A 19,233-nucleotide genomic window follows, 5' to 3' on the forward strand; every position below is an offset into this window, starting at 1 on the left:
CAGTATCATATTCAGGCGAATTTTGCGGTATTACTCTTTAAAATCGTTCGCTTCCAGCTCGTGACGTGAGAGCAATTTATAGAACTCGGTACGGTTACGCCCGGCCATACGCGCCGCGTGTGTGACGTTGCCTTTGGTGATTTGTAGCAGCTTGCGCAGATAGTTCAGCTCAAACTGGTTTCGCGCTTCCGCAAACGTCGGTAAAGCCGTGTTTTCCCCTTCGAGCGCCTGCTCCACCAGCGCATCGCTGATCACCGGCGATGACGTCAGCGCCACGCACTGCTCAATCACGTTCACCAGCTGGCGTACGTTACCCGGCCAGCTTGCCGTCATCAGGCGTTTCATCGCATCGGTGGAGAACGCGCGCACAAAGGGTTTGTGACGGTCAGCGGCCTGGCGCAAAAGGTGATTTGCCAGCAGTGGGATATCTTCCGCGCGCTCGGCCAGCGCCGGGATTTTCAGGTTGACGACATTCAGTCGATAATAGAGATCTTCGCGGAACTCGTTGCGCGCCATCACCTTGGGTAAATCACGGTGGGTGGCGGAGATAATACGCACGTTGATATCGATATCGCGGTTGCTGCCGAGCGGGCGCACTTTTCGCTCCTGCAACACGCGCAGTAACTTGACCTGTAGCGGCGCGGGCATATCGCCAATTTCATCGAGAAACAGCGTGCCCCCTTCAGCCGCCTGGAACAGCCCTTCACGGCTGCTCACCGCACCGGTAAAAGCGCCGCGGGCATGGCCGAAAAGTTCAGATTCAAGCAGTTGTTCCGGCAGCGCGCCACAGTTAATGGCTATAAAGGCATTTTTGCTGCGCGGGCTGGCGTTGTGGATCGCCTGAGCCAGGATCTCTTTCCCGGTCCCGCTCTGGCCGTTGATCAGCACGCTAACGTCGGATTGGGCCACCATCCGCGCCTGTTCCAGCAGGCGCAGCATCACAGGGCTACGCGTCACGATGGATTCACGCCAGGCGTCGTCCCCGGATGGCGCCGCGTGCTCAAGCGCGCTGTCGATCGCTTTATAGAGGGCGTCTTTATCCACCGGTTTGGTGAGGAAGCTGAATACGCCCTGCTGCGTTGCGGCCACCGCATCAGGAATAGATCCGTGAGCGGTGAGGATAATCACCGGCATCCCGGGCTGCTGCTTCTGGATCTCCGTGAACAGTTGCAGGCCATCCATTTCATCCATGCGCAAATCGCTTATCACCAGATCGATTTTCTCGCGGCTGAGCACTTTCAGCCCCTCCTGCCCGCTTTCAGCGGTGACCACGCTGTAGCCTTCGCTGACCAGACGCATCCCCAGCAGCTTTAACAGTCCGGGATCGTCATCCACCAGTAACAGATGGGCAGGTTTACGGCTTGTCATGGCTTCACATCCTCTTGTTTCGGCGTATCACTGTCTGGCGTCGTGGCAGAATTGCCTTTCGACCCATCGGGCAGATAGCTGCCTGCCGGCTTACGCGTCGAGAGTTGTCTTTCGATATCGGTCAGATTTTCGAGCTTGCGGGTGGTGGTTTCCAGCTGCTCGCGCAGCGACTCCTGCTGCTGGCGAAGCGCATCAAGCTCGCTGTCGCTCGACTGCTGCAATTTACTGTAGCGGAAACGCTCTTCAGACAGCTGTAATTGCAGGGTTTGTCCGTCCCGCCAGAGCTGATAGACCGGGCGCACCTGGGGGGGAATATTGATCACGTAGGTATCCAGCCGCGTCACGTTGGCGCGGCGTTCGACAGGCGTGATTCTGGCATCCGCCATCACGATCCCACGTTTAAACGCGTCCTGCCAGGTATCGTCCACCAGCATCGCCGCCTGGGCACGGGCCTCGGCGGGCGCCAGCCGCTGGGCGCAGTCTATTCCGCGCAGCCAGAACAGCGGATTGGATTCCACATCACGCCCCGACAGGCTCCAGATATCATCGCAACGTGTTGAAAGGAAATCGGCCAGCTGTTTTTGCGGCCATTTATCTTCCTGTTTATGGCTAATTGCACTTTTCGGCGCATGGGTTACACAGCCAGCCAGCAATAAGCAGGGCAGACTCAGGCGCACATTTTTGCTGGAAAACACCGCGCGCAGTGCGCGGAAAAAGACGTGTGACATACTCACCAGGTTGTTATTCATTTCATTGATTTTTCCGGCTCAAGAGGCAGTTCGATACGAAAACAGACATCGGCGCGTTCATCACTCACGATGTTAAGCTCACCCTGCATGCGTCGTATGCAGTCGCGGGCAATACTCAGCCCCAGACCACTTCCTTTTACCGCACCTTTTCGCTGATGACTCCCCTGGAAAAAGGGCTCAAAGATCATCGTTTTTTCATCATCCGGAATCGGGCTTCCCGTATTCGCTACGTCAATAAATACCCGCGAACCGTTGTTATTGCTTCTGATATAAATGGTACCGGATTCAGTACCATAGTGCACCGCATTGGAATAAAGATTATCCAGTACGCTCATTAATAGCATCGGCTCTGCCAGGCAGGAAGGCGCATTGAGATTTACCTGGGTATGCATCATTTTAGCTCTTGCTGGCAGGCTATGGGCGGAGATCACCATGTCCACCAGCGGTTGAATCTCAACGCGCTCAAGCACCACAGCACCATCCGCCAGCTTGCGGTTATAGTCCAGCAGTTGTTCAATAAGTTTTTGTAAATTGCGGCTACTGGCATCCAGAATCGCCACGATCTCTTTTTGCTCAGGGGTCAACGGCCCTGCCACTTCGTCTGCCAGCAGCTCCGTGCCTTCACGCATACTGGCCAGCGGTGTTTTGAGTTCGTGTGAGATATGGCGCAGGAACTGGTGACGCTGCGATTCCAGCCACGCCAGGCGTTCAGAAAGCCAGATAATGCGCTGTCCGACCGAGCGCAGCTCTCGCGGGCCTTTAAAAACAACCGTATCCCCGAGAGATTTGCCCTCCCCCAGACGATTAATCATCCGCTGGATCCCCTTTACGGGGCCGATGATCATGCGGGTAAAGAGCAGTACCAGTCCCAGACTGACGAGGAACAGCACCAGCGCCTGCCAGCCAAAGAACTGGCCGCGCTCGGCAATCTCCTGCTGGAGTTGCTGCCCACGGGAAAAGATAACCGTCCGGGTGGACTGCACCATCTCCGTATTGGCGTTCGCAAAGGCTTCAAGTCGGGCGGCGGCAGCGGCATCAGGACCGCTGTTTTTGCACTGGAGCTGCGCCAGATCGTTCAGATCCTGACGCAGCGCCTGATAGAGCTTGTCATCCGGCAAAACCCCGGCATGGGCATCCAGCATTTCGCTGTAGCGTTTACGCTGGTTCTGATAAACCCTCTCCAGCGTGCGGTCGTCCAGCACGCAGTACTGGCGATAGCTACGCTCCATCTCCAGCGCGGCATTGGTCATTGCCTCGCTACGACGGGCATCGATAAGCGTAGTACGGTTAGTCAGAGCCGCCTGGGCACTCAACGCGTTCAGACTTTGCCATGCCTGCCACGCCAGAACCAGCAAGGGTAGCAGGATCAGCAGGAAGGCCATCATAACGAGCTGTCGCAGGGAGCGGGGGAAAGCGGGCCAGCGTTTCAACACATTACTCTCTTCATCCGGGTTTGATGAGAGCGTAACTGAGTCTGCCCTTCAGATACAACAAAGCCGGGTAAAAACCCGGCTTTGCTATTAAATAAGGCGGTGCCTTACTCGACGTTTCGCCCTGGCCTGATAAAGCATTGCAATAATCAGTAGTTGGACGGCAGGCACCTTTTTGTGCGTCATTCGAAGTTTATGTAGCACGTCCCGAAGGGGCTGACATAAGAAGGTGAATGAGCCACTGGTTACTATTATGCAACGTGCGTGCCAGATTGCAAATCTTAATTCTATAATCTTGATTAATAAAGGTTTTATTATTGAAATGCATTGATTGTAACGTGAATGATTTTCAGGCTAAGTGTCGCTATTAAGCAACACCTTAACGGGAACCTGTCCTGCCACATATAAATCAATAACTTAAATGTCTCTTATTGGAGACACTCAACCTAATGGATTGTCGCAATTTTGCGACAGGAACAAAAAAGCCCGGTAGCGCTCACGCTTACCGGGCTGGTGATAGTGCGTTAAAACTTAACCCAGCTGTTTACGCGCATTGCGGAAAATGCGCATCCACGGGCTGTCCTCGCCCCAGTTTTCCGGGTGCCAGGAGTTGCTTACGGTACGGAACACGCGCTCCGGGTGCGGCATCATGATCGTCACCCGACCGCTTTCGCTGGTGACCGCGGTAATGCCATTTGCCGAACCGTTCGGGTTAGCCGGATAGGTTTCGGTGACCTTGCCGAAGTTATCAACAAAGCGCAGCGCCACCAGTCCTTTGCTTTCAAGCTGGGCCAGGTGCGCCGCATCACGCACTTCAACCTGACCTTCACCGTGCGAAACCGCGATTGGCATCTGCGAACCCACCATACCCTGCAACAGCAGAGACGGGCTTTGGGTCACTTCTACCAGGCTGAAGCGCGCTTCGAAGCGGTCAGACTGGTTACGCACAAAGCGCGGCCAGGCTTCGCTGCCCGGGATCAGCTCGCGCAGGTTAGACATCATCTGGCAGCCGTTACACACGCCCAGCGCCAGCGTCTGCGGACGGTGGAAGAAGGTTTCGAACTCGTCACGCACGCGGCTGTTGAACAGAATGGACTTCGCCCAGCCTTCGCCCGCGCCCAGCACGTCACCGTAGGAGAACCCCCCGCAGGCCACCAGCGCCTGGAAATCATCCAGCCCGGTACGACCGGCCAGCAGGTCGCTCATGTGGACGTCAATGGCGTCAAAGCCCGCCCGGTGGAAGGCCGCCGCCATCTCAACGTGGGAGTTAACGCCCTGCTCGCGCAGCACGGCTACTTTCGGACGCGCGCCGGTCGCAATGTACGGCGCGGCAATGTCTTCGTTTATGTCGAAGCTGAGCTTCACGTTCAGGCCAGGATCGTTGTCGTTCGCCTTCGCATTGTGCTCCTGATCGGCACATTCCGGGTTATCACGCAGGCGCTGCATCTGCCAGGTCGTTTCCGCCCACCACATACGCAGCGTGGTGCGGCTTTCGCTGAAGACGGCATGACCGTCGGCTTCAATGACGAAGCGGTCGCCCTGTACGGCTTTACCCAGATAATGTACGCAGTCTGCCAGGCCGTGCTGTGCCAGCAGCGCTTCGACCGCGTCGCGATCCGCCGCACGTACCTGAATTACCGCGCCCAACTCTTCGTTGAACAGCGCTGCGAGGCGGTCTTCACCTAAAGAGGCGATATTCGCTTCCACGCCACAGTGGCCGGTGAAGGCCATCTCTGCCAGGGTCACCAGCAGGCCGCCGTCGGAACGGTCGTGGTAGGCCAGCAGCTTGCGCTGTGCCACCAGCGCCTGAATCGCCTCGTAGAAGCCTTTTAACTGGGCTACGTCACGTACATCGGCCGGTGTATCACCCAGTTGACGGTAGACCTGCGCCAGCGCCGTAGCACCTAGCGCGTTGTGACCTTTACCCAGATCAATCAGCAGCAGGGCGTTGTCTTCGGTGGAAAGCTGCGGCGTAACGGTGTGACGCACGTCTTCCACGCGCGCAAAGGCGGAGATGATCAGCGACAGTGGAGAGGTTATCTCGCGCTGCTCGTTGCCTTCCTGCCAGCGGGTTTTCATCGACATGGAGTCTTTGCCCACCGGAATGGTCAGGCCAAGCGCAGGACACAGCTCTTCGCCCACCGCTTTCACGGCTTCATACAGTCCAGCATCTTCGCCCGGGTGACCGGCTGCGGCCATCCAGTTCGCGGAGAGCTTAATACGTTTGATATCGCCAATCTGCGTCGCGGCAATGTTGGTCAGCGCTTCACCCACAGCCAGACGGGCGGACGCGGCGAAGTCCAGCAACGCCACCGGCGTGCGTTCGCCCAGCGCCATCGCTTCACCGTAGTAGCTGTCGAGGCTGGCGGTGGTCACGGCGCAGTTAGCGACCGGGATCTGCCACGGGCCGACCATCTGATCGCGTGAGACCATACCGGTCACGGTACGGTCGCCGATAGTGACCAGGAAGGTTTTCTCTGCCACAGCAGGCAGGTGCAGGACACGGTTTACCGCTTCTGCCACGGTGATGCCCTGACGATCCAGCGCTTTGCCCGCCGCTTTACGCGTCTGCACGTCGCGGGTCATCTTCGGCGTTTTACCGAGCAGCACGTCCAGCGGCAGATCGATCGGCTGGTTGTCGAAATGGGTGTCGCTCAGGGTCAGATGCTTCTCTTCGGTCGCTTCACCGATAACGGCATACGGCGCGCGCTCGCGGCGGCACAGCTCGTTAAACAGCGGCAGCTGGTCAGCCGCAACGGCCAGCACGTAGCGCTCCTGGGATTCGTTACACCAGATTTCCAGCGGGCTCATGCCTGGCTCATCGCTCAGGATATCGCGCAGGTTGAAGCGCCCGCCGCGGCCGCCGTCGCTCACCAGCTCAGGCATAGCGTTGGACAGGCCGCCCGCGCCCACGTCGTGGATAAACAGAATCGGGTTGGCATCGCCCAGCTGCCAGCAGCGGTCGATCACTTCCTGACAACGACGCTCCATCTCCGGGTTGTCGCGCTGCACGGACGCGAAATCAAGATCCGCGTCAGACTGGCCGGAGGCCATAGAAGAGGCCGCGCCGCCGCCCAGACCGATGTTCATGGCCGGGCCACCGAGCACGATCAGCTTCGCGCCGACGACGATCTCGCCTTTCTGCACGTGATCGGCGCGAATGTTGCCGATCCCGCCTGCCAGCATGATCGGTTTGTGGTAGCCGCGTAGCTCTTCGCCGTTGTGGCTTTCCACTTTCTCTTCGTAGGTACGGAAGTAACCGTTCAGCGCCGGACGACCAAATTCATTGTTGAATGCCGCGCCGCCCAGGGGGCCTTCGGTCATGATATCCAGCGCGGTCACAATGCGCTCTGGCTTGCCGAAATCTTCTTCCCACGGCTGTTCAAAGCCCGGAATTCGCAGGTTGGAAACGGAAAAACCGACCAGACCCGCTTTGGGTTTCGCGCCACGACCGGTCGCCCCTTCGTCACGGATTTCTCCGCCGGAACCGGTGGCCGCACCCGGCCACGGAGAAATGGCCGTCGGGTGGTTGTGGGTTTCCACTTTCATCAGGATATGCGCAGGCTCCTGGTGGAAGTCATAGCGCCCTGCTTCGCGATCGGCGAAGAAGCGGCCCACCTCGGAACCTTCCATTACCGCGGCGTTGTCTTTATAGGCCGACAGCACATGGTCCGGGGTTTGCTCCATGGTGTTTTTGATCATTTTGAACAGCGACTTCGGCTGCTGTTCGCCGTCGATAATCCAGTCGGCGTTGAAAATTTTATGGCGGCAGTGCTCGGAGTTGGCCTGCGCGAACATATACAGTTCGATGTCGTTCGGGTTGCGATTCAGCTTAACGAATGCATCCTGAAGGTAATCGATTTCATCTTCTGCAAGTGCCAGACCAAGACGCAGGTTAGCGTCGATCAGCGCCTGACGCCCCTGCCCCAGCAGATCCACGCTCTGCACAGGCGCAGGCTGATGGTGGGAGAACAGTTTCTGCGCATCATCCAGAGAGTCGAACACACTCTCCATCATGCGGTCATGCAGCTCCGCCGCTACGGCCTGCCACTGCGCTTCGCTCAGGGTTGATGCTTCCACATAGTACGCCACGCCGCGCTCCAGACGGTTAATCTGGCTCAGGCCGCAGTTGTGGGCGATATCCGTTGCTTTGGAAGACCAGGGGGAGATGGTGCCAGGACGTGGCGTGGCGAGGATCAGTTTGCCGGTCGGCGTATGGCTGCTCAGGCTTGGACCATATTTCAGCAGGCGTTCCAGCTGCACGCGCTCCTCTGCATTCAGGGGGGCATTCAGGTCAGCAAAATGGACATACTCAGCGTAAATATTGCTTACCGGAAGGTCGGCCGCCTGAAAACGTGCCAGCAGTTTGTTAATACGGAAGGCAGACAGTGCAGGCGAACCACGCAGAATTTCCATCATAAGTCTCTCGTCTTCGAAGCGCCGGGGCGCTTACAGTGTGCGCAAGGGGGGAAAACGGGCGTCATTATAGTGAATCCTGAGCGCCGACGAAACCGTTTGCGTCGAAATAAAATCAACCTTTCGCTTTAGCAATAGATGTGACCTGTCTCTCTAATTGGTTGCCAACTGGCGCTACTTTGCGCAAAATGCCGCTCAATCAATGGCAAACTCTATTCTTACCATGACTACAGCACACTGAGGCAACCGGCGTCGCAGAGAATTAACTAATTGAAAAAATTAAAGATTAATTATCTGCTCATCGGCATTGTTACGTTGCTGCTGGCAGTGGCCCTCTGGCCGTCAATCCCCTGGTTCGGCAAAGCCGAAAACCGTATCGCCGCCATTAAGGAGCGGGGGGAGTTGCGCGTCAGTACCCTCTCCTCTCCGCTTATTTACGACGATATCAACGGTAAAACCATTGGTCTTGATTATGAACTGGCTCAGCTGTTTGCCGACTATCTGGGCGTGAAGCTGAACGTTACCGTGCGGCAGAACATCAACCAGTTGTTTGATGATTTGGACCATGACCGTGCCGATATTCTCGCCGCGGGTCTGGTATACAATAGCGAACGCAGCAAAAACTATCAGCCAGGCCCGACCTATTACTCCGTCTCGCAGCAGGTGGTTTATCGTGTGGGTAGCCTGCGCCCGCGCTCACTGGCCGACATCACCGACCAGCAATTGACCATTGCGCCAGGCCATGTGGTGATTGACGATCTGCGGGCCTTGAAAGAGAAAAAATATCCAAATCTCAGCTGGACAGTTGATCCTAAACTCGGCACGACCGAACTGCTGGAGCAGGTAAAAGATAAAAAGCTGGCCTATACCATTGCTGATTCGGTAGCGATCAGTCTTTTCCAGCGCGTTCATCCTGAAATTGCTGTGGCACTGGATGTGACCGACGAACAGCCGGTGACCTGGTTTACTCAGTTAGACGACGATCAAACCGTCTCTGCGGCCATGCTTGATTTCTTTAACTCCATTAATGAAGACGGTACCCTGGCGCGTCTGGAAGAGAAATATCTCGGTCACGGTGACGATTTTGATTACGTTGACACCCGCACCTTCCTGCGCGCGGTGGACAGCGTGCTGCCAGATCTGCAACCGCTGTTTGAGAAGTATGCCCAGGAGATTGACTGGAAGCTGCTGGCGGCGATCTCCTATCAGGAATCGCACTGGGATGCTCAGGCAACCTCTCCCACGGGCGTGCGTGGGTTGATGATGCTGACCAAAAATACCGCCCAGAGCCTCGGCATTAGCGACCGGACCGATGCGGAACAGAGCATCAGCGGCGGTGCGCAGTATTTACAGGATATGATGGCGAAAGTGCCGGAGACGGTCCCGGAAGGGGAGCGGATTTGGTTCGCGCTGGCCGCCTATAACATGGGTTATGCGCATATGCTCGACGCGCGGGCGCTGACGGCGAAAACCAAAGGTAACCCGGACAGCTGGTCAGATGTAAAACAGCGCCTGCCGCTGCTTAGCCAGAGACAGTGGTACCAGAAGCTGACGTATGGCTATGCGCGAGGGCATGAAGCGTATGCTTACGTGGAAAATATTCGTAAGTATCAGATAAGCCTGGTGGGATATCTGCTGGAGAAAGAAAAAGAGGCGACCGAGGCGCAACAGCTGGCTGAAAGCTATCCGGTGGTCGCACCGGACGAGCTTAATCATCCTGCGGTTTCAATTCTGCCTTTTGTTGCTTTTTCTGCTGCCGACGCATTCGAAAAAAGTCACTTAACAGACCCGAACATTCTGGTGCAAGTACCCCGCCGATAGTTTTCACCTCGTGGTTCATGCCCGGATGTCCAAGCACGTCCATCAGTGAACCAGCAGCGCCCGTCTTTTCATCCCGCGCGCCAAACACCAGCGTACCGATTCGGCTGTGCACCATCGCTCCGGAGCACATTACGCACGGCTCAAGGGTGACATACAGGGTGGTATCAAGCAGACGATAGTTTTGCAGCACCAGTCCGCCCTGACGCAGCGCCATAATTTCAGCATGCGCGGTAGGATCGTGACGGCCAATCGGACGGTTCCACCCTTCCCCAATCACCTGATTGTTATGGACCAGCACAGCCCCCACGGGCACTTCGCCCTCTTCCCAGGCGCGCTTAGCCAGCGCCAGCGCATGACGCATCCAGTATTCATGATTGTGTTCAGGATTGGACAAGGGCTGATACTCCAGTCGAAAAGCGGGCGGCATTATACACAGCCGATACAGATAAGACTATTCGAGTTGCTGAAGTTCACCCAGAGGCGTGACGCGCCAGCGGTGCTGGCAAAAATAGAGCAGCGGGTTGTCCTGCTTGCTGTCGCTGTAGCCGCTGTACAGACGCAGCGGCGTACCAATGCGCTTCTCCAGCTGCACCACTTTTTCATGTCCGAGGCAGCGCAGAGTCAGCACCCAGCCCCCGTAGCCGCGCGCGATTTGTGTCGCGATAAGATTTACGCGCGGCAGCCAGGGCGTATCAAAATAGACTTGCTCCACCAGCGTCTGCGGGGAGCCGGTAATCAGCCAGATATCGGCATCGTTGGCGTCGAGGTAGCTGGTCAGGCGCGCCTGTACCACGGGAAACGCGGCGACGTGCCCGCGAAACCAGTGCGCAAAATCCTGTTCGAGCTGCTTAAGGCGCGCTTCGCTATGACCAAACGTGCATCCCCAGAGCAGCAGGCTCATCGGCCAACGCGCTGCACGGCCTTTTACCAGCAGCGCGATGCCAATAACGGGTAACAGGGGTAATACCAGCAACGCGTTAAGGGGCTGGCGCCGCAGCAGGTAGCGCATAAAGGTGCCGAACATATCCTGCTGATGCAGCGTTCCATCCAGATCAAAAAAGACAACGCGACGCTCGTTATTGGCCAAACCTTACTCCTCTGGGTCGTTGAATCCTAACAGCCAGGTAAACAGGAACCCGGCGATCACCGCTACCAGATAGCCTAACAGATAGAGCATCACTTTTCCGGTCACGATGGTTAATGCCAGCGGTAAACCGGATATTCCAAAGGTAATGACGGTCGACACTTTCCAGTAGCTGATTAACGCCCCGCCCACCGCACCACCGAGACAGGCGGCCAGGAACGGTTTACCCAGCGGCAACGTAACGCCGAAAATCAGCGGTTCGCCGATACCGAGTAACCCAACCGGCAGTGCCCCTTTAATGACCTTTTTCAGACGCGCGTTACGGGTTTTCATCAGTACCGCGATGGCCGCACCAACCTGTCCAACACCGGCCATCGACAGGATCGGCAGCAGGGCGTTATAGCCGTGCGCCTGCACCAGTTCGACGTGGATCGGCACCAGTCCCTGATGCAGACCGGTCAGCACTAACGGCAGGAAGGTCCCGGACAGCACAGCGCCCACCAGAAGACCGCCGCGATCGATCGCCAGAGAGGCGCCGTGGGCAATGGCTTCAGAGATCGCGCCGCCTAACGGTTGCAGCGCCACAATCGCCACGCTCCCGGTAATCAATGTGGTCAGCAGCGGGTTGAGGATCAGTTCAATCGAGCCGGGCAGCACCGCGCGCAGCTTTTTCTCGATCCAGCACATCAGAATGACCACCAGCAGCACGGCAATCACCCCGCCGCGGCCAGGCTGAAGCGCCTCGCCAAACAGCGTAATTTGCGCCAGCTGCGGGCTGGAGAGGATACCGGCCATTACGCCGCCCATCGCCAGCGAGCCGCCGAACACTTTGGCCGTGTTCACCCCCACCAGAATGTTCATGATGGCAAACACCGCGCTGCCGAAAATCGCCAGAATCCCCAGCAGGTTCGGATACTGGGTGGCGAAATTCCCGACAATATCCGGACGCTTGAGGATATTGATAATGCCGGTGATCAATCCCGACGCGATAAACGCCGGGATAAGCGGAATAAAGACGTTTGCCAGCTGCCGCAGCGCATCGCTCATGGGTGCTTTATATTTTGCTTTCGCCTGCGCTTTGGTGCGTTCGGCGTCGTCAAAAGCGGGAGCCGTTCCACCGTCTGTCATCAGGGCACGCATGGCATCAACCACCTGCGCCGCTTTGCCCGGACCAACAATCAGCTGATGCTGTTGCCCCTGTTTAACATACCCGCTCACGCCGGAAAGCTGCTTCAGGCGCGTTAAATCAAGCTTTTCGTCGTTGTGCACCTCGACGCGTACACGCGTCATACAGTTTTCCAGACGCTGAATATTTTTTTCCCCACCGATCCCGAGCAGGATGTCGCTGGCGAGCGCTGCTGTTTTGTCCATACACGCCTCTTATTCGTGTTCCAATGCCGCCCGTAAAAACCCGTGATGGGCTTCGAGCCTGGCTCTGGCCGCGGCTGCATCCAGCCCGGTTAATATCATCAGAATGGCCGGTTTAACATCGTGAGCGGTCTGCTGAAGTACTTTTTCAGCGTCTTCACGACCGGCCCCCGTCGCTTCCATCACCATGCGACATGCCCTGTCCACCAGCTTGATGTTGGTGGCCTGCATATCCACCATCAGGTTTTGATAAACCTTGCCAAATTTCACCATCGCGCCGGTGGAGATCATATTGAGCACCAGCTTCTGTGCGGTACCCGATTTCAACCGTGTCGAACCGGTCAACGCTTCAGGCCCGACAACCGGGGAGATGGCAATGGCGGCCACCTGCGCAATCGGCGAGCCCGGATTACAGGAGATGGCCACCGTGGTACACCCCGTCTGTCTGGCGTATTCCAGTCCACCAATGACATACGGCGTACGGCCAGAAGCCGCTAACCCGACGACCAGATCCTGCGCGGTCAGGTTCAGCGCCTTAAGATCATCTTCCCCAAGCTGTTTATTGTCTTCTGCCCCTTCTACCGCTTTCAGCAGCGCGCCGGGGCCACCGGCAATCAGACCAACGACCAGACCGTGCGGAACGCCAAATGTCGGCGGACACTCTGAGGCATCCAGTACACCGAGGCGTCCACTGGTACCCGCCCCCATATAAATAATACGTCCTCCTGCTTTCAGGGCGTCGGCCGCGGCGTCTACGGCTTTCGCCACCTCAGGCAATGTCTCTTTGACTGCCAGCGCGACGAGGGTATCCTGTTGATTAAAGCGGTTTACCAGCTCCAGCGTGGATAGTGCATCAAGATCCATGGTTTGCGGGTTACGCGTTTCTGACACAAGAGAGCCTAGATTCATGTTATTCACCTCTGGAATTTTTAATTCATAATAAACGCACTATAATGGAATATAAAATTCATTCAGGCGAGCAAAATTCGTATTTGCGCGGGTAATCACATTTTCGCCAGGAGACCGTATGAACTGTTTAATTCGTATTCGCCAGCGCTACGCAGGGTTTGCCCAGAGTGACAAAAAGCTGGCGGATTTTTTACTTTCCCAGCCCGATCGCGCGCGACACCTCAGCTCTCAGCAGCTGGCAGGCGAAGCCGGGGTGAGTCAGTCGAGCGTGGTGAAATTTGCCCAGAAGATAGGTTATAAGGGCTTTCCGGCGCTAAAACTGGCAATCAGCGAAGCCCTGGTGAGCAACCCAAATCCGCAGTCAATGCCGGTGCATAACCAGATCCGTGGCGACGATCCGATGCGTCTGGTCGGCGAGAAGCTGATCAAGGAGAACGTGGCGGCGATGCATGCCACGCTGGATGTGAACACCGAAGAGAAGCTGCTGGAAAGCGTAGCCATGCTTCGCGACGCGCGGCGTATTGTGTTGACCGGGATCGGCGCCTCCGGGCTGGTTGCGCGTAATTTTGGCTGGAAGCTGACAAAAATTGGCTATAACGCCATTGTTGAACAGGATATGCACGCGCTGCTGGCGACCGTGCAGGCCATGGATCCTGACGATTTACTGCTGGCTATCTCCTATTCCGGCGAGCGCCGCGAAATTAACATGGCTACCGACGAAGCTCTGCGCGCAGGGGGAAAAATTCTGGCGATCACCGGTTTTAGCCCGAATGCACTCCAGCAGCGAGCAACCCGCTGTCTGTATACTATTGCCGAGGAGCAGGCCACGCGCAGCGCGGCTATTTCGTCGACGAGTGCGCAGATGATGCTGACGGACCTGCTATTTATGGCGTTGGTTCAACAGGATCTGGAGCATGCGCCAGAGCGCATTCGTCACAGCGAAGAGCTGGTAAAAAGACTGGTTTGAGCAGGGAATGAGCGTATAATGCCCGCCCTGTTTGTGATGTTTCTGAGAATTTCCCGATGGCGCTGTTAATCACCAAAAAATGTATCAATTGCGATATGTGCGAACCCGAATGCCCGAACCAGGCGATTTCGATGGGCGACAGCATTTATGAGATTAACAGCGACCGCTGCACCGAATGCATCGGTCACTATGAAACGCCGACCTGCCAGAAAGTGTGTCCTATCCCCAATACGATCTTAAAAGATCCGGCGCACGTCGAGAATGAAGAACAGCTCTGGGATAAGTTTGTCATGCTGCACCACGCGGACAAAATTTAACTCTCGATAATCACCGTCGCACAGGCGTAGTGGCGTTCATCTGCAAGCGTAACGTGCATGTGCGCCACGCCCAGCTTTTCCGCCAGCTTAAGCGCTTCGCCCCATAAGCGCAGACGCGGCTTACCCAGCTCATCGTTAAACACTTCAAACTGATTAAACGCCAGCCCGTTACGAATACCTGTGCCAAACGCTTTCGCCGCCGCCTCTTTTACCGCGAAACGCTTTGCCAGAAAGCGCACCGGTTGCTGATGGGTCTCCCAGATAGCCCATTCGTTGTCGCTCAGCACGCGTCTTGCGAGGCGATCGCCGCTGCGGGCGATCACCGCTTCAATACGGGCTATTTCAACGATATCGGTGCCTAAACCCAGAATGGCCATTACTGACGCGCTTCCAGCATCAGGCGCTTCATCTCGGAAACCGCCTCTTTCAGGCCGCTCATCACTGCACGACCAATAATGGCGTGGCCGATGTTCAGCTCGTGCATTTCCGGCAGGGCTGCGATGGCTTTTACGTTGTGATAGGTCAGACCGTGCCCGGCGTTAACCTTCAGCCCCAGGCTTGCGGCGTAGGTTGCCGCTTTGGCGATTCGCTCCAGCTCTTTCGCCTGCGCTGCGTCGTTTTTGGCATCGGCATAGCAGCCGGTGTGGATTTCAATATACGGTGCGCCCACATCAGCAGCCGCTTTAATCTGGGCAAAATCAGCGTCGATAAACAGGGAAACCAGGATACCGGCCTCCGCCAGGCGTTTGCAGGCATCGCGCATTTTATCGAGCTGCCCCGCCACGTCCAGACCGCCTTCGGTCGTCACTTCCTGACGCTTTTCCGGCACCAGGCAGCAGAAATGCGGTTTGGTCTCGCAGGCAATGGTCAGCATCTCTTCGGTGACCGCCATCTCCAGATTCATGCGGGTATCCAGCGTCTGGCGCAGGATGCGCACGTCACGATCGGTGATGTGGCGACGATCTTCACGCAGGTGGACGGTGATGCCGTCGGCCCCAGCCTGCTCGGCGATAAATGCCGCCTGAACCGGATCAGGGTAAGCCGTGCCGCGAGCATTACGCAGCGTGGCAATGTGGTCGATGTTGACGCCTAACAGTAATTCAGCCATGACAATCCTCGGTATTTATGTTCATTTACCTTCTCCCTCTCCCTCCGGGAGTGGGCTGGGGTGAGGGGTAAAACATTAGCGTTTCGGCATAAACTGCCTGAATAATTCGCGGCTCTTTAAGGGCTTGCCCCCAAGATAAGGCTTGAGCGCAATTCGGGTAAAGCGTTTTGCCGCACGCAGGGTGTCGGCGTCCGGGAACTCGCGTTCATACAGTGCTCTGAGCTGACGTCCGGTAAAGGTGCTGTTATCGACGACAACGCTGGCAATAAAGCCCTTTTCCTCACGATAGCGATAGGTCATGGTATCTTCTACCTCGTCTCCGCTTCCCGCACAGTGCAGAAAATCGACGCCGTAACCAAGGTGCCCGAGCAGCGCCAGTTCAAAACGACGCAGCGCAGGCTCAGGGGTGCAGGCAGCGCCAGCAAGTGACTGAATACAGTGCAGGTAATCAAAGAAAAGTTCAGAGAAGCGGGTCTCATGTTCAAGAACCCGTGAGATGAGTTCGTTAACATACAAGCCGCTGTAGAGCGTAATACCAGAAAGCGGAAGCGCCAGGGAGACAGCTTCAGCACTGCGCAGGGTTTTGACTTCCCCTCGCCCGCCAAAGCGGACCAGCAGTGGGGTGAAAGGCTGTAGGGCACCTTTGAGATTAGAACGCCTGGAACGTGCGCCTTTGGCAACAAGGCGCACGCGACCGGACTCTTCCGTGAAGACGTCCAGCATCAGGCTGGTTTCGCTCCAGGGGCGACTATGCAGGACGAAGGCGCGCTGCCATCCATCCATCATACGCGTCGTCTTTCAAGTTGCAGGCGCGTTGGCTGCGCCCGTTCACCCCAGTCACATACTGGAGTAAGCTCCCGGGGATTCGCGGCCTTGCCGCCTTCCTGCACCTCGAAAGCCATAGCGTATGAGAACTACTGGTCTTCGCCGTAACCGAGGCTGCGCAGCGCACGCTCATCATCGGCCCAGCCAGATTTCACTTTCACCCACAGTTCCAGGTGAACCGGTGCTTCAAACATGTCCTGCATGTCTTTACGGGCTTCGATTCCGATAGTTTTGATCTTGGCGCCTTTATTGCCGATCACCATCTTCTTCTGCCCTTCACGCTCAACGAGGATCAGACCGTTAATATCGTAGCCGCCACGCTCGTTGCTCTGGAAACGCTCGATCTCCACCGTCACAGAGTACGGCAGTTCAGCGCCCAGGAATCGCATCAGCTTCTCACGGATGATTTCAGACGCCATAAAACGCTGAGAGCGATCGGTGATGTAGTCTTCCGGGAAGTGATGAATCGCTTCCGGCAGATGCTTACGCACGATGCCCGCGATGGTATCAACGTTCAGACCCGTTTCCGCAGACAGCGGGACGATGTCCAGGAAGTTCATCTGGCTGCCCAGCCATTGCAGGTGCGGCAACAGATCGGCTTTTTCCTGCACGTTGTCCACTTTATTGACCGCGAGGATCACCGGCGTTTTGCCGTCACGCAACTTGTTCAGGACCATTTCGTCGTCCGGCGTCCAGCGGGTGCCTTCCACAACGAAAATGACCAGCTCTACGTCGCCAATCGAGCTGCTCGCCGCCTTGTTCATCAGACGGTTAATGGCACGCTTCTCTTCCATGTGCAGGCCGGGGGTATCGACGTAGATCGCCTGATACGCGCCTTCAGTATGGATACCGACGATGCGGTGACGCGTGGTTTGCGCCTTACGCGAGGTGATAGAGATCTTCTGCCCAAGCAGATTATTCAACAGGGTGGATTTGCCAACGTTCGGACGTCCGACGATGGCAATGAATCCGCAGTAGGTTTTTTCTTCGCTCATTCCAGCTCCAGCATTTTTAACGCCTGTTCGGCGGCAGCCTGTTCAGCCTTACGACGGCTTGAACCCGTGCCGACCACCGGTTCACTCAGGCCACTGACCTGGCAATGGATGGTAAATTCCTGATCGTGCGCTTCGCCACGCACCTGCACCACCAGATAGGATGGCAGCGGCAGATGACGACCCTGCAAATATTCTTGCAAACGCGTTTTCGGATCTTTTTGTTTATCGCCCGGGCTGATTTCGTCCAGGCGGGTCTGATACCAGTTCAGGATCAGCTTTTCTACGGTCTGGATATCGCTGTCCAGGAACACACCACCGATTAATGCCTCGACCGTATCGGCAAGGATGGATTCACGACGGAATCCACCGCTTTTCAGTTCGCCCGGTCCCAGACGCAGACATTCACCCAGCTCAAACTCGCGTGCGATTTCGGCGAGGGTATTGCCGCGCACCAGCGTGGCGCGCATGCGGCTCATATCACCTTCGTCCACACGCGGAAAACGATGATAAAGCGCATTTGCAATCACGAAACTTAAAATAGAGTCGCCTAAAAACTCAAGACGCTCATTATGTTTGCTGCTGGCACTGCGATGGGTTAATGCCTGTTGCAACAACTCCTGATGCTGAAAAGTGTAGCCCAGCTTCCGTTGAAGCCGATTAATTACGATGGGGTTCATGCGATACCAATAAATGAATGCGTCAAAAATGCAGCACACGAAACCGACCTGAGAAAACCAACGCGGTTTCGTGTGCCGTGGCACCCTTGCAGGGCCAACCTTAAACTTCGGGGGAATATTCTATACACAACGACAGGGGATGTCGTTAGTTCAAAGAGATTTATCGCTGAAATAATTCACGTAGCGGCGAATAAAAGCCGCTACGTGTTATTTTTGACGAATATTAATGAATTCCGCCAATACGATTCAGGCGAACGCCGGTCGGCCACTCGCCTTCCTGCTTCTCAAAACTCATCCAGATAGCGGTTGCTTTACCGACCAGATTTGCTTCCGGCACAAAGCCCCAGTAACGGCTGTCCGCAGAGTTATCTCGGTTGTCACCCATCATGAAGTAGTGTCCCGGCGGCACAATCCAGGTTGCCAGCTGTTGGCCCGGCTGCTGGTAGTACATTGCCAGCTGATCCTGCGCGATAGGCACGGTCAGAATACGATGAGTGACATCGCCCAGCGTCTCTTTACGCTCAACCAGACGAATGCCGTTCTCTTTGGATTCATCTTTGGGCACCTGGAAGAACCCGCTGGTCGCTTCACCGCCGTTACGACGAGCGAAGGTTTGCACAAAATCACTTGGCTCAACGTTGGAGTACGTCACTGGCAGCGCATTTTCACATGCGGTGCCAGAGCTACAGCCAGGCTGAATGGTCACCTCTTTCGCCACCGGATCGTAGGTCACTTTATCGCCCGGCAGACCTACCGCGCGTTTAATATAATCCAGCCGCGGATCTTCCGGATATTTAAACACCACGATGTCGCCACGTTTCGGATGACCCGTTTCGATCAGCGTTTTCTGGTAGATCGGATCTTTGATGCCATAGGCAAACTTTTCAACCAGAATAAAATCACCAATCAGCAGCGTTGGCATCATCGATCCTGACGGGATTTGGAACGGTTCATAGATAAATGAACGCACCACCAGCACAATCGCCAGCACCGGGAATACCGATGCTCCTGTCTCCAGCCAGCCCGGTTTTGGGCCGACTTTTTTCAGGGTTTTCGCGTCCAGTTCATCGCCTGTGGCTGCCTGCGCGGCAGCCTGACGTTCACGGCGTTTTGGGGCGAAGATAAACTTATCCACGCACCACAACAGACCTGTCACCAGGGTAGCGATGACCAGGATCAGGGCAAACATGTTCGCCATG

Annotated in this window: 17 protein-coding genes; 3 read left to right on the top strand and 14 right to left on the bottom strand. The window is 56.3% G+C overall.

What is annotated here, in order from left to right:
- Positions 1-30: 30 nt before the first annotated feature.
- The 4 genes from glrR to purL form a co-directional block, all read right to left on the bottom strand.
- Positions 31-1,368, bottom strand: a complete 1,338-nt coding sequence (glrR, locus tag G6Q29_RS13700; RefSeq protein ID WP_015572150.1) for a two-component system response regulator GlrR — start codon at positions 1,366-1,368, stop codon at positions 31-33.
- The gene (gene qseG / locus G6Q29_RS13705; RefSeq protein ID WP_165466020.1) at positions 1,365-2,117 is read right to left on the bottom strand and encodes a two-component system QseEF-associated lipoprotein QseG; all 753 of its coding nucleotides are present in this window, start codon (positions 2,115-2,117) and stop codon (positions 1,365-1,367) included. Before qseG ends, glrR begins: the two co-directional genes overlap by 4 nt.
- Positions 2,114-3,547 (bottom strand): two component system sensor histidine kinase QseE/GlrK, encoded by a 1,434-nt coding sequence (gene qseE, locus G6Q29_RS13710; protein ID WP_165466046.1) that lies wholly within the window; start codon positions 3,545-3,547, stop codon positions 2,114-2,116. Before qseE ends, qseG begins: the two co-directional genes overlap by 4 nt.
- Positions 3,548-4,078: 531 nt before the next feature.
- Positions 4,079-7,966 carry a phosphoribosylformylglycinamidine synthase gene (purL, locus tag G6Q29_RS13715; protein WP_165466021.1) on the bottom strand — a complete coding sequence of 1,296 codons (3,888 nt, stop codon included), beginning with the start codon at positions 7,964-7,966 and terminating at the stop codon, positions 4,079-4,081.
- A gap of 267 nt (positions 7,967-8,233) precedes the next feature.
- On the opposite strand from purL, the gene mltF reads away from it, so the two are divergent.
- The gene (gene mltF, locus G6Q29_RS13720; protein ID WP_165466022.1) at positions 8,234-9,784 is read left to right on the top strand and encodes a membrane-bound lytic murein transglycosylase MltF; all 1,551 of its coding nucleotides are present in this window, start codon (positions 8,234-8,236) and stop codon (positions 9,782-9,784) included.
- On the opposite strand, the gene tadA is transcribed toward mltF, so the two are convergent.
- The 4 genes from tadA to murQ are packed head-to-tail and all read right to left on the bottom strand — an operon-like array spanning position 9,672 to position 13,145.
- Positions 9,672-10,211, bottom strand: a complete 540-nt coding sequence (tadA, locus tag G6Q29_RS13725; protein WP_165466023.1) for a tRNA adenosine(34) deaminase TadA — start codon at positions 10,209-10,211, stop codon at positions 9,672-9,674. The two genes, mltF and tadA, sit on opposite strands and share 113 nt — an antisense overlap.
- A gap of 24 nt (positions 10,212-10,235) precedes the next feature.
- Positions 10,236-10,871, bottom strand: a complete 636-nt coding sequence (yfhb, locus tag G6Q29_RS13730) for a phosphatidylglycerophosphatase C (protein ID WP_165466024.1) — start codon at positions 10,869-10,871, stop codon at positions 10,236-10,238.
- 3 nt (positions 10,872-10,874) lie between these two features.
- The gene (locus tag G6Q29_RS13735; protein ID WP_165466025.1) at positions 10,875-12,239 is read right to left on the bottom strand and encodes a PTS transporter subunit EIIC; all 1,365 of its coding nucleotides are present in this window, start codon (positions 12,237-12,239) and stop codon (positions 10,875-10,877) included.
- A 9-nt stretch (positions 12,240-12,248) separates the two neighbouring features.
- Positions 12,249-13,145 (bottom strand): N-acetylmuramic acid 6-phosphate etherase, encoded by an 897-nt coding sequence (murQ, locus tag G6Q29_RS13740; RefSeq protein ID WP_165466026.1) that lies wholly within the window; start codon positions 13,143-13,145, stop codon positions 12,249-12,251.
- A gap of 118 nt (positions 13,146-13,263) precedes the next feature.
- Between murQ and G6Q29_RS13745 the strand changes: the two genes are divergently transcribed.
- Positions 13,264-14,112: a MurR/RpiR family transcriptional regulator gene (locus tag G6Q29_RS13745; RefSeq protein ID WP_165466027.1), complete on the top strand. Its 849-nt coding sequence runs from the start codon at positions 13,264-13,266 to the stop codon at positions 14,110-14,112.
- Between the two features lie 56 nt (positions 14,113-14,168).
- Positions 14,169-14,429, top strand: coding sequence for a YfhL family 4Fe-4S dicluster ferredoxin (locus G6Q29_RS13750; protein WP_165466028.1), 261 nt, complete (start codon positions 14,169-14,171; stop codon positions 14,427-14,429).
- Here G6Q29_RS13750 and acpS read toward each other — a convergent pair.
- From acpS to lepB, 6 genes are all read right to left on the bottom strand, one after another.
- Positions 14,426-14,806 (bottom strand): holo-ACP synthase, encoded by a 381-nt coding sequence (gene acpS / locus G6Q29_RS13755; protein ID WP_023295169.1) that lies wholly within the window; start codon positions 14,804-14,806, stop codon positions 14,426-14,428. The genes G6Q29_RS13750 and acpS overlap by 4 nt on opposite strands.
- Positions 14,806-15,537 carry a pyridoxine 5'-phosphate synthase gene (gene pdxJ, locus G6Q29_RS13760; protein WP_165466029.1) on the bottom strand — a complete coding sequence of 244 codons (732 nt, stop codon included), beginning with the start codon at positions 15,535-15,537 and terminating at the stop codon, positions 14,806-14,808. The genes acpS and pdxJ overlap by 1 nt, the downstream gene beginning before the upstream one ends.
- Before the next feature lie 75 nt (positions 15,538-15,612).
- Positions 15,613-16,320 (bottom strand): DNA repair protein RecO, encoded by a 708-nt coding sequence (gene recO, locus G6Q29_RS13765; RefSeq protein ID WP_165466047.1) that lies wholly within the window; start codon positions 16,318-16,320, stop codon positions 15,613-15,615.
- Between the two features lie 131 nt (positions 16,321-16,451).
- Positions 16,452-17,357, bottom strand: coding sequence for a GTPase Era (gene era / locus G6Q29_RS13770; protein WP_165466030.1), 906 nt, complete (start codon positions 17,355-17,357; stop codon positions 16,452-16,454).
- Positions 17,354-18,034, bottom strand: a complete 681-nt coding sequence (rnc, locus tag G6Q29_RS13775; RefSeq protein ID WP_014071376.1) for a ribonuclease III — start codon at positions 18,032-18,034, stop codon at positions 17,354-17,356. The genes era and rnc overlap by 4 nt, the downstream gene beginning before the upstream one ends.
- Positions 18,035-18,257: 223 nt before the next feature.
- Positions 18,258-19,232 carry a signal peptidase I gene (gene lepB / locus G6Q29_RS13780; RefSeq protein ID WP_165466031.1) on the bottom strand — a complete coding sequence of 325 codons (975 nt, stop codon included), beginning with the start codon at positions 19,230-19,232 and terminating at the stop codon, positions 18,258-18,260.
- Between the last annotated feature and the right edge of the window lies 1 nt (position 19,233).

Origin of the sequence: Enterobacter cloacae (assembly GCF_011078175.1) — a bacterium.
Taxonomy (GTDB): domain Bacteria; phylum Pseudomonadota; class Gammaproteobacteria; order Enterobacterales; family Enterobacteriaceae; genus Enterobacter; species Enterobacter cloacae_Q.

Excerpts from the sequence above, each read along its gene's own strand:
- glrR (WP_015572150.1), bottom strand. The coding sequence starts at position 1,368 with ATGACAAGCCGTAAACCTGCCCATCTGTTACTGGTGGATGACGATCCC.
- qseG (WP_165466020.1), bottom strand. The coding sequence starts at position 2,117 with ATGAATAACAACCTGGTGAGTATGTCACACGTCTTTTTCCGCGCACTG.
- purL (WP_165466021.1), bottom strand. The coding sequence starts at position 7,966 with ATGATGGAAATTCTGCGTGGTTCGCCTGCACTGTCTGCCTTCCGTATT.
- tadA (WP_165466023.1), bottom strand. The coding sequence starts at position 10,211 with ATGCCGCCCGCTTTTCGACTGGAGTATCAGCCCTTGTCCAATCCTGAA.
- G6Q29_RS13735 (WP_165466025.1), bottom strand. The coding sequence starts at position 12,239 with ATGGACAAAACAGCAGCGCTCGCCAGCGACATCCTGCTCGGGATCGGT.
- murQ (WP_165466026.1), bottom strand. The coding sequence starts at position 13,145 with ATGAATCTAGGCTCTCTTGTGTCAGAAACGCGTAACCCGCAAACCATG.
- G6Q29_RS13745 (WP_165466027.1), top strand. The coding sequence starts at position 13,264 with ATGAACTGTTTAATTCGTATTCGCCAGCGCTACGCAGGGTTTGCCCAG.
- G6Q29_RS13750 (WP_165466028.1), top strand. The coding sequence starts at position 14,169 with ATGGCGCTGTTAATCACCAAAAAATGTATCAATTGCGATATGTGCGAA.
- acpS (WP_023295169.1), bottom strand. The coding sequence starts at position 14,806 with ATGGCCATTCTGGGTTTAGGCACCGATATCGTTGAAATAGCCCGTATT.
- pdxJ (WP_165466029.1), bottom strand. The coding sequence starts at position 15,537 with ATGGCTGAATTACTGTTAGGCGTCAACATCGACCACATTGCCACGCTG.
- recO (WP_165466047.1), bottom strand. The coding sequence starts at position 16,320 with ATGGATGGATGGCAGCGCGCCTTCGTCCTGCATAGTCGCCCCTGGAGC.
- era (WP_165466030.1), bottom strand. The coding sequence starts at position 17,357 with ATGAGCGAAGAAAAAACCTACTGCGGATTCATTGCCATCGTCGGACGT.
- rnc (WP_014071376.1), bottom strand. The coding sequence starts at position 18,034 with ATGAACCCCATCGTAATTAATCGGCTTCAACGGAAGCTGGGCTACACT.
- lepB (WP_165466031.1), bottom strand. The coding sequence starts at position 19,232 with ATGGCGAACATGTTTGCCCTGATCCTGGTCATCGCTACCCTGGTGACA.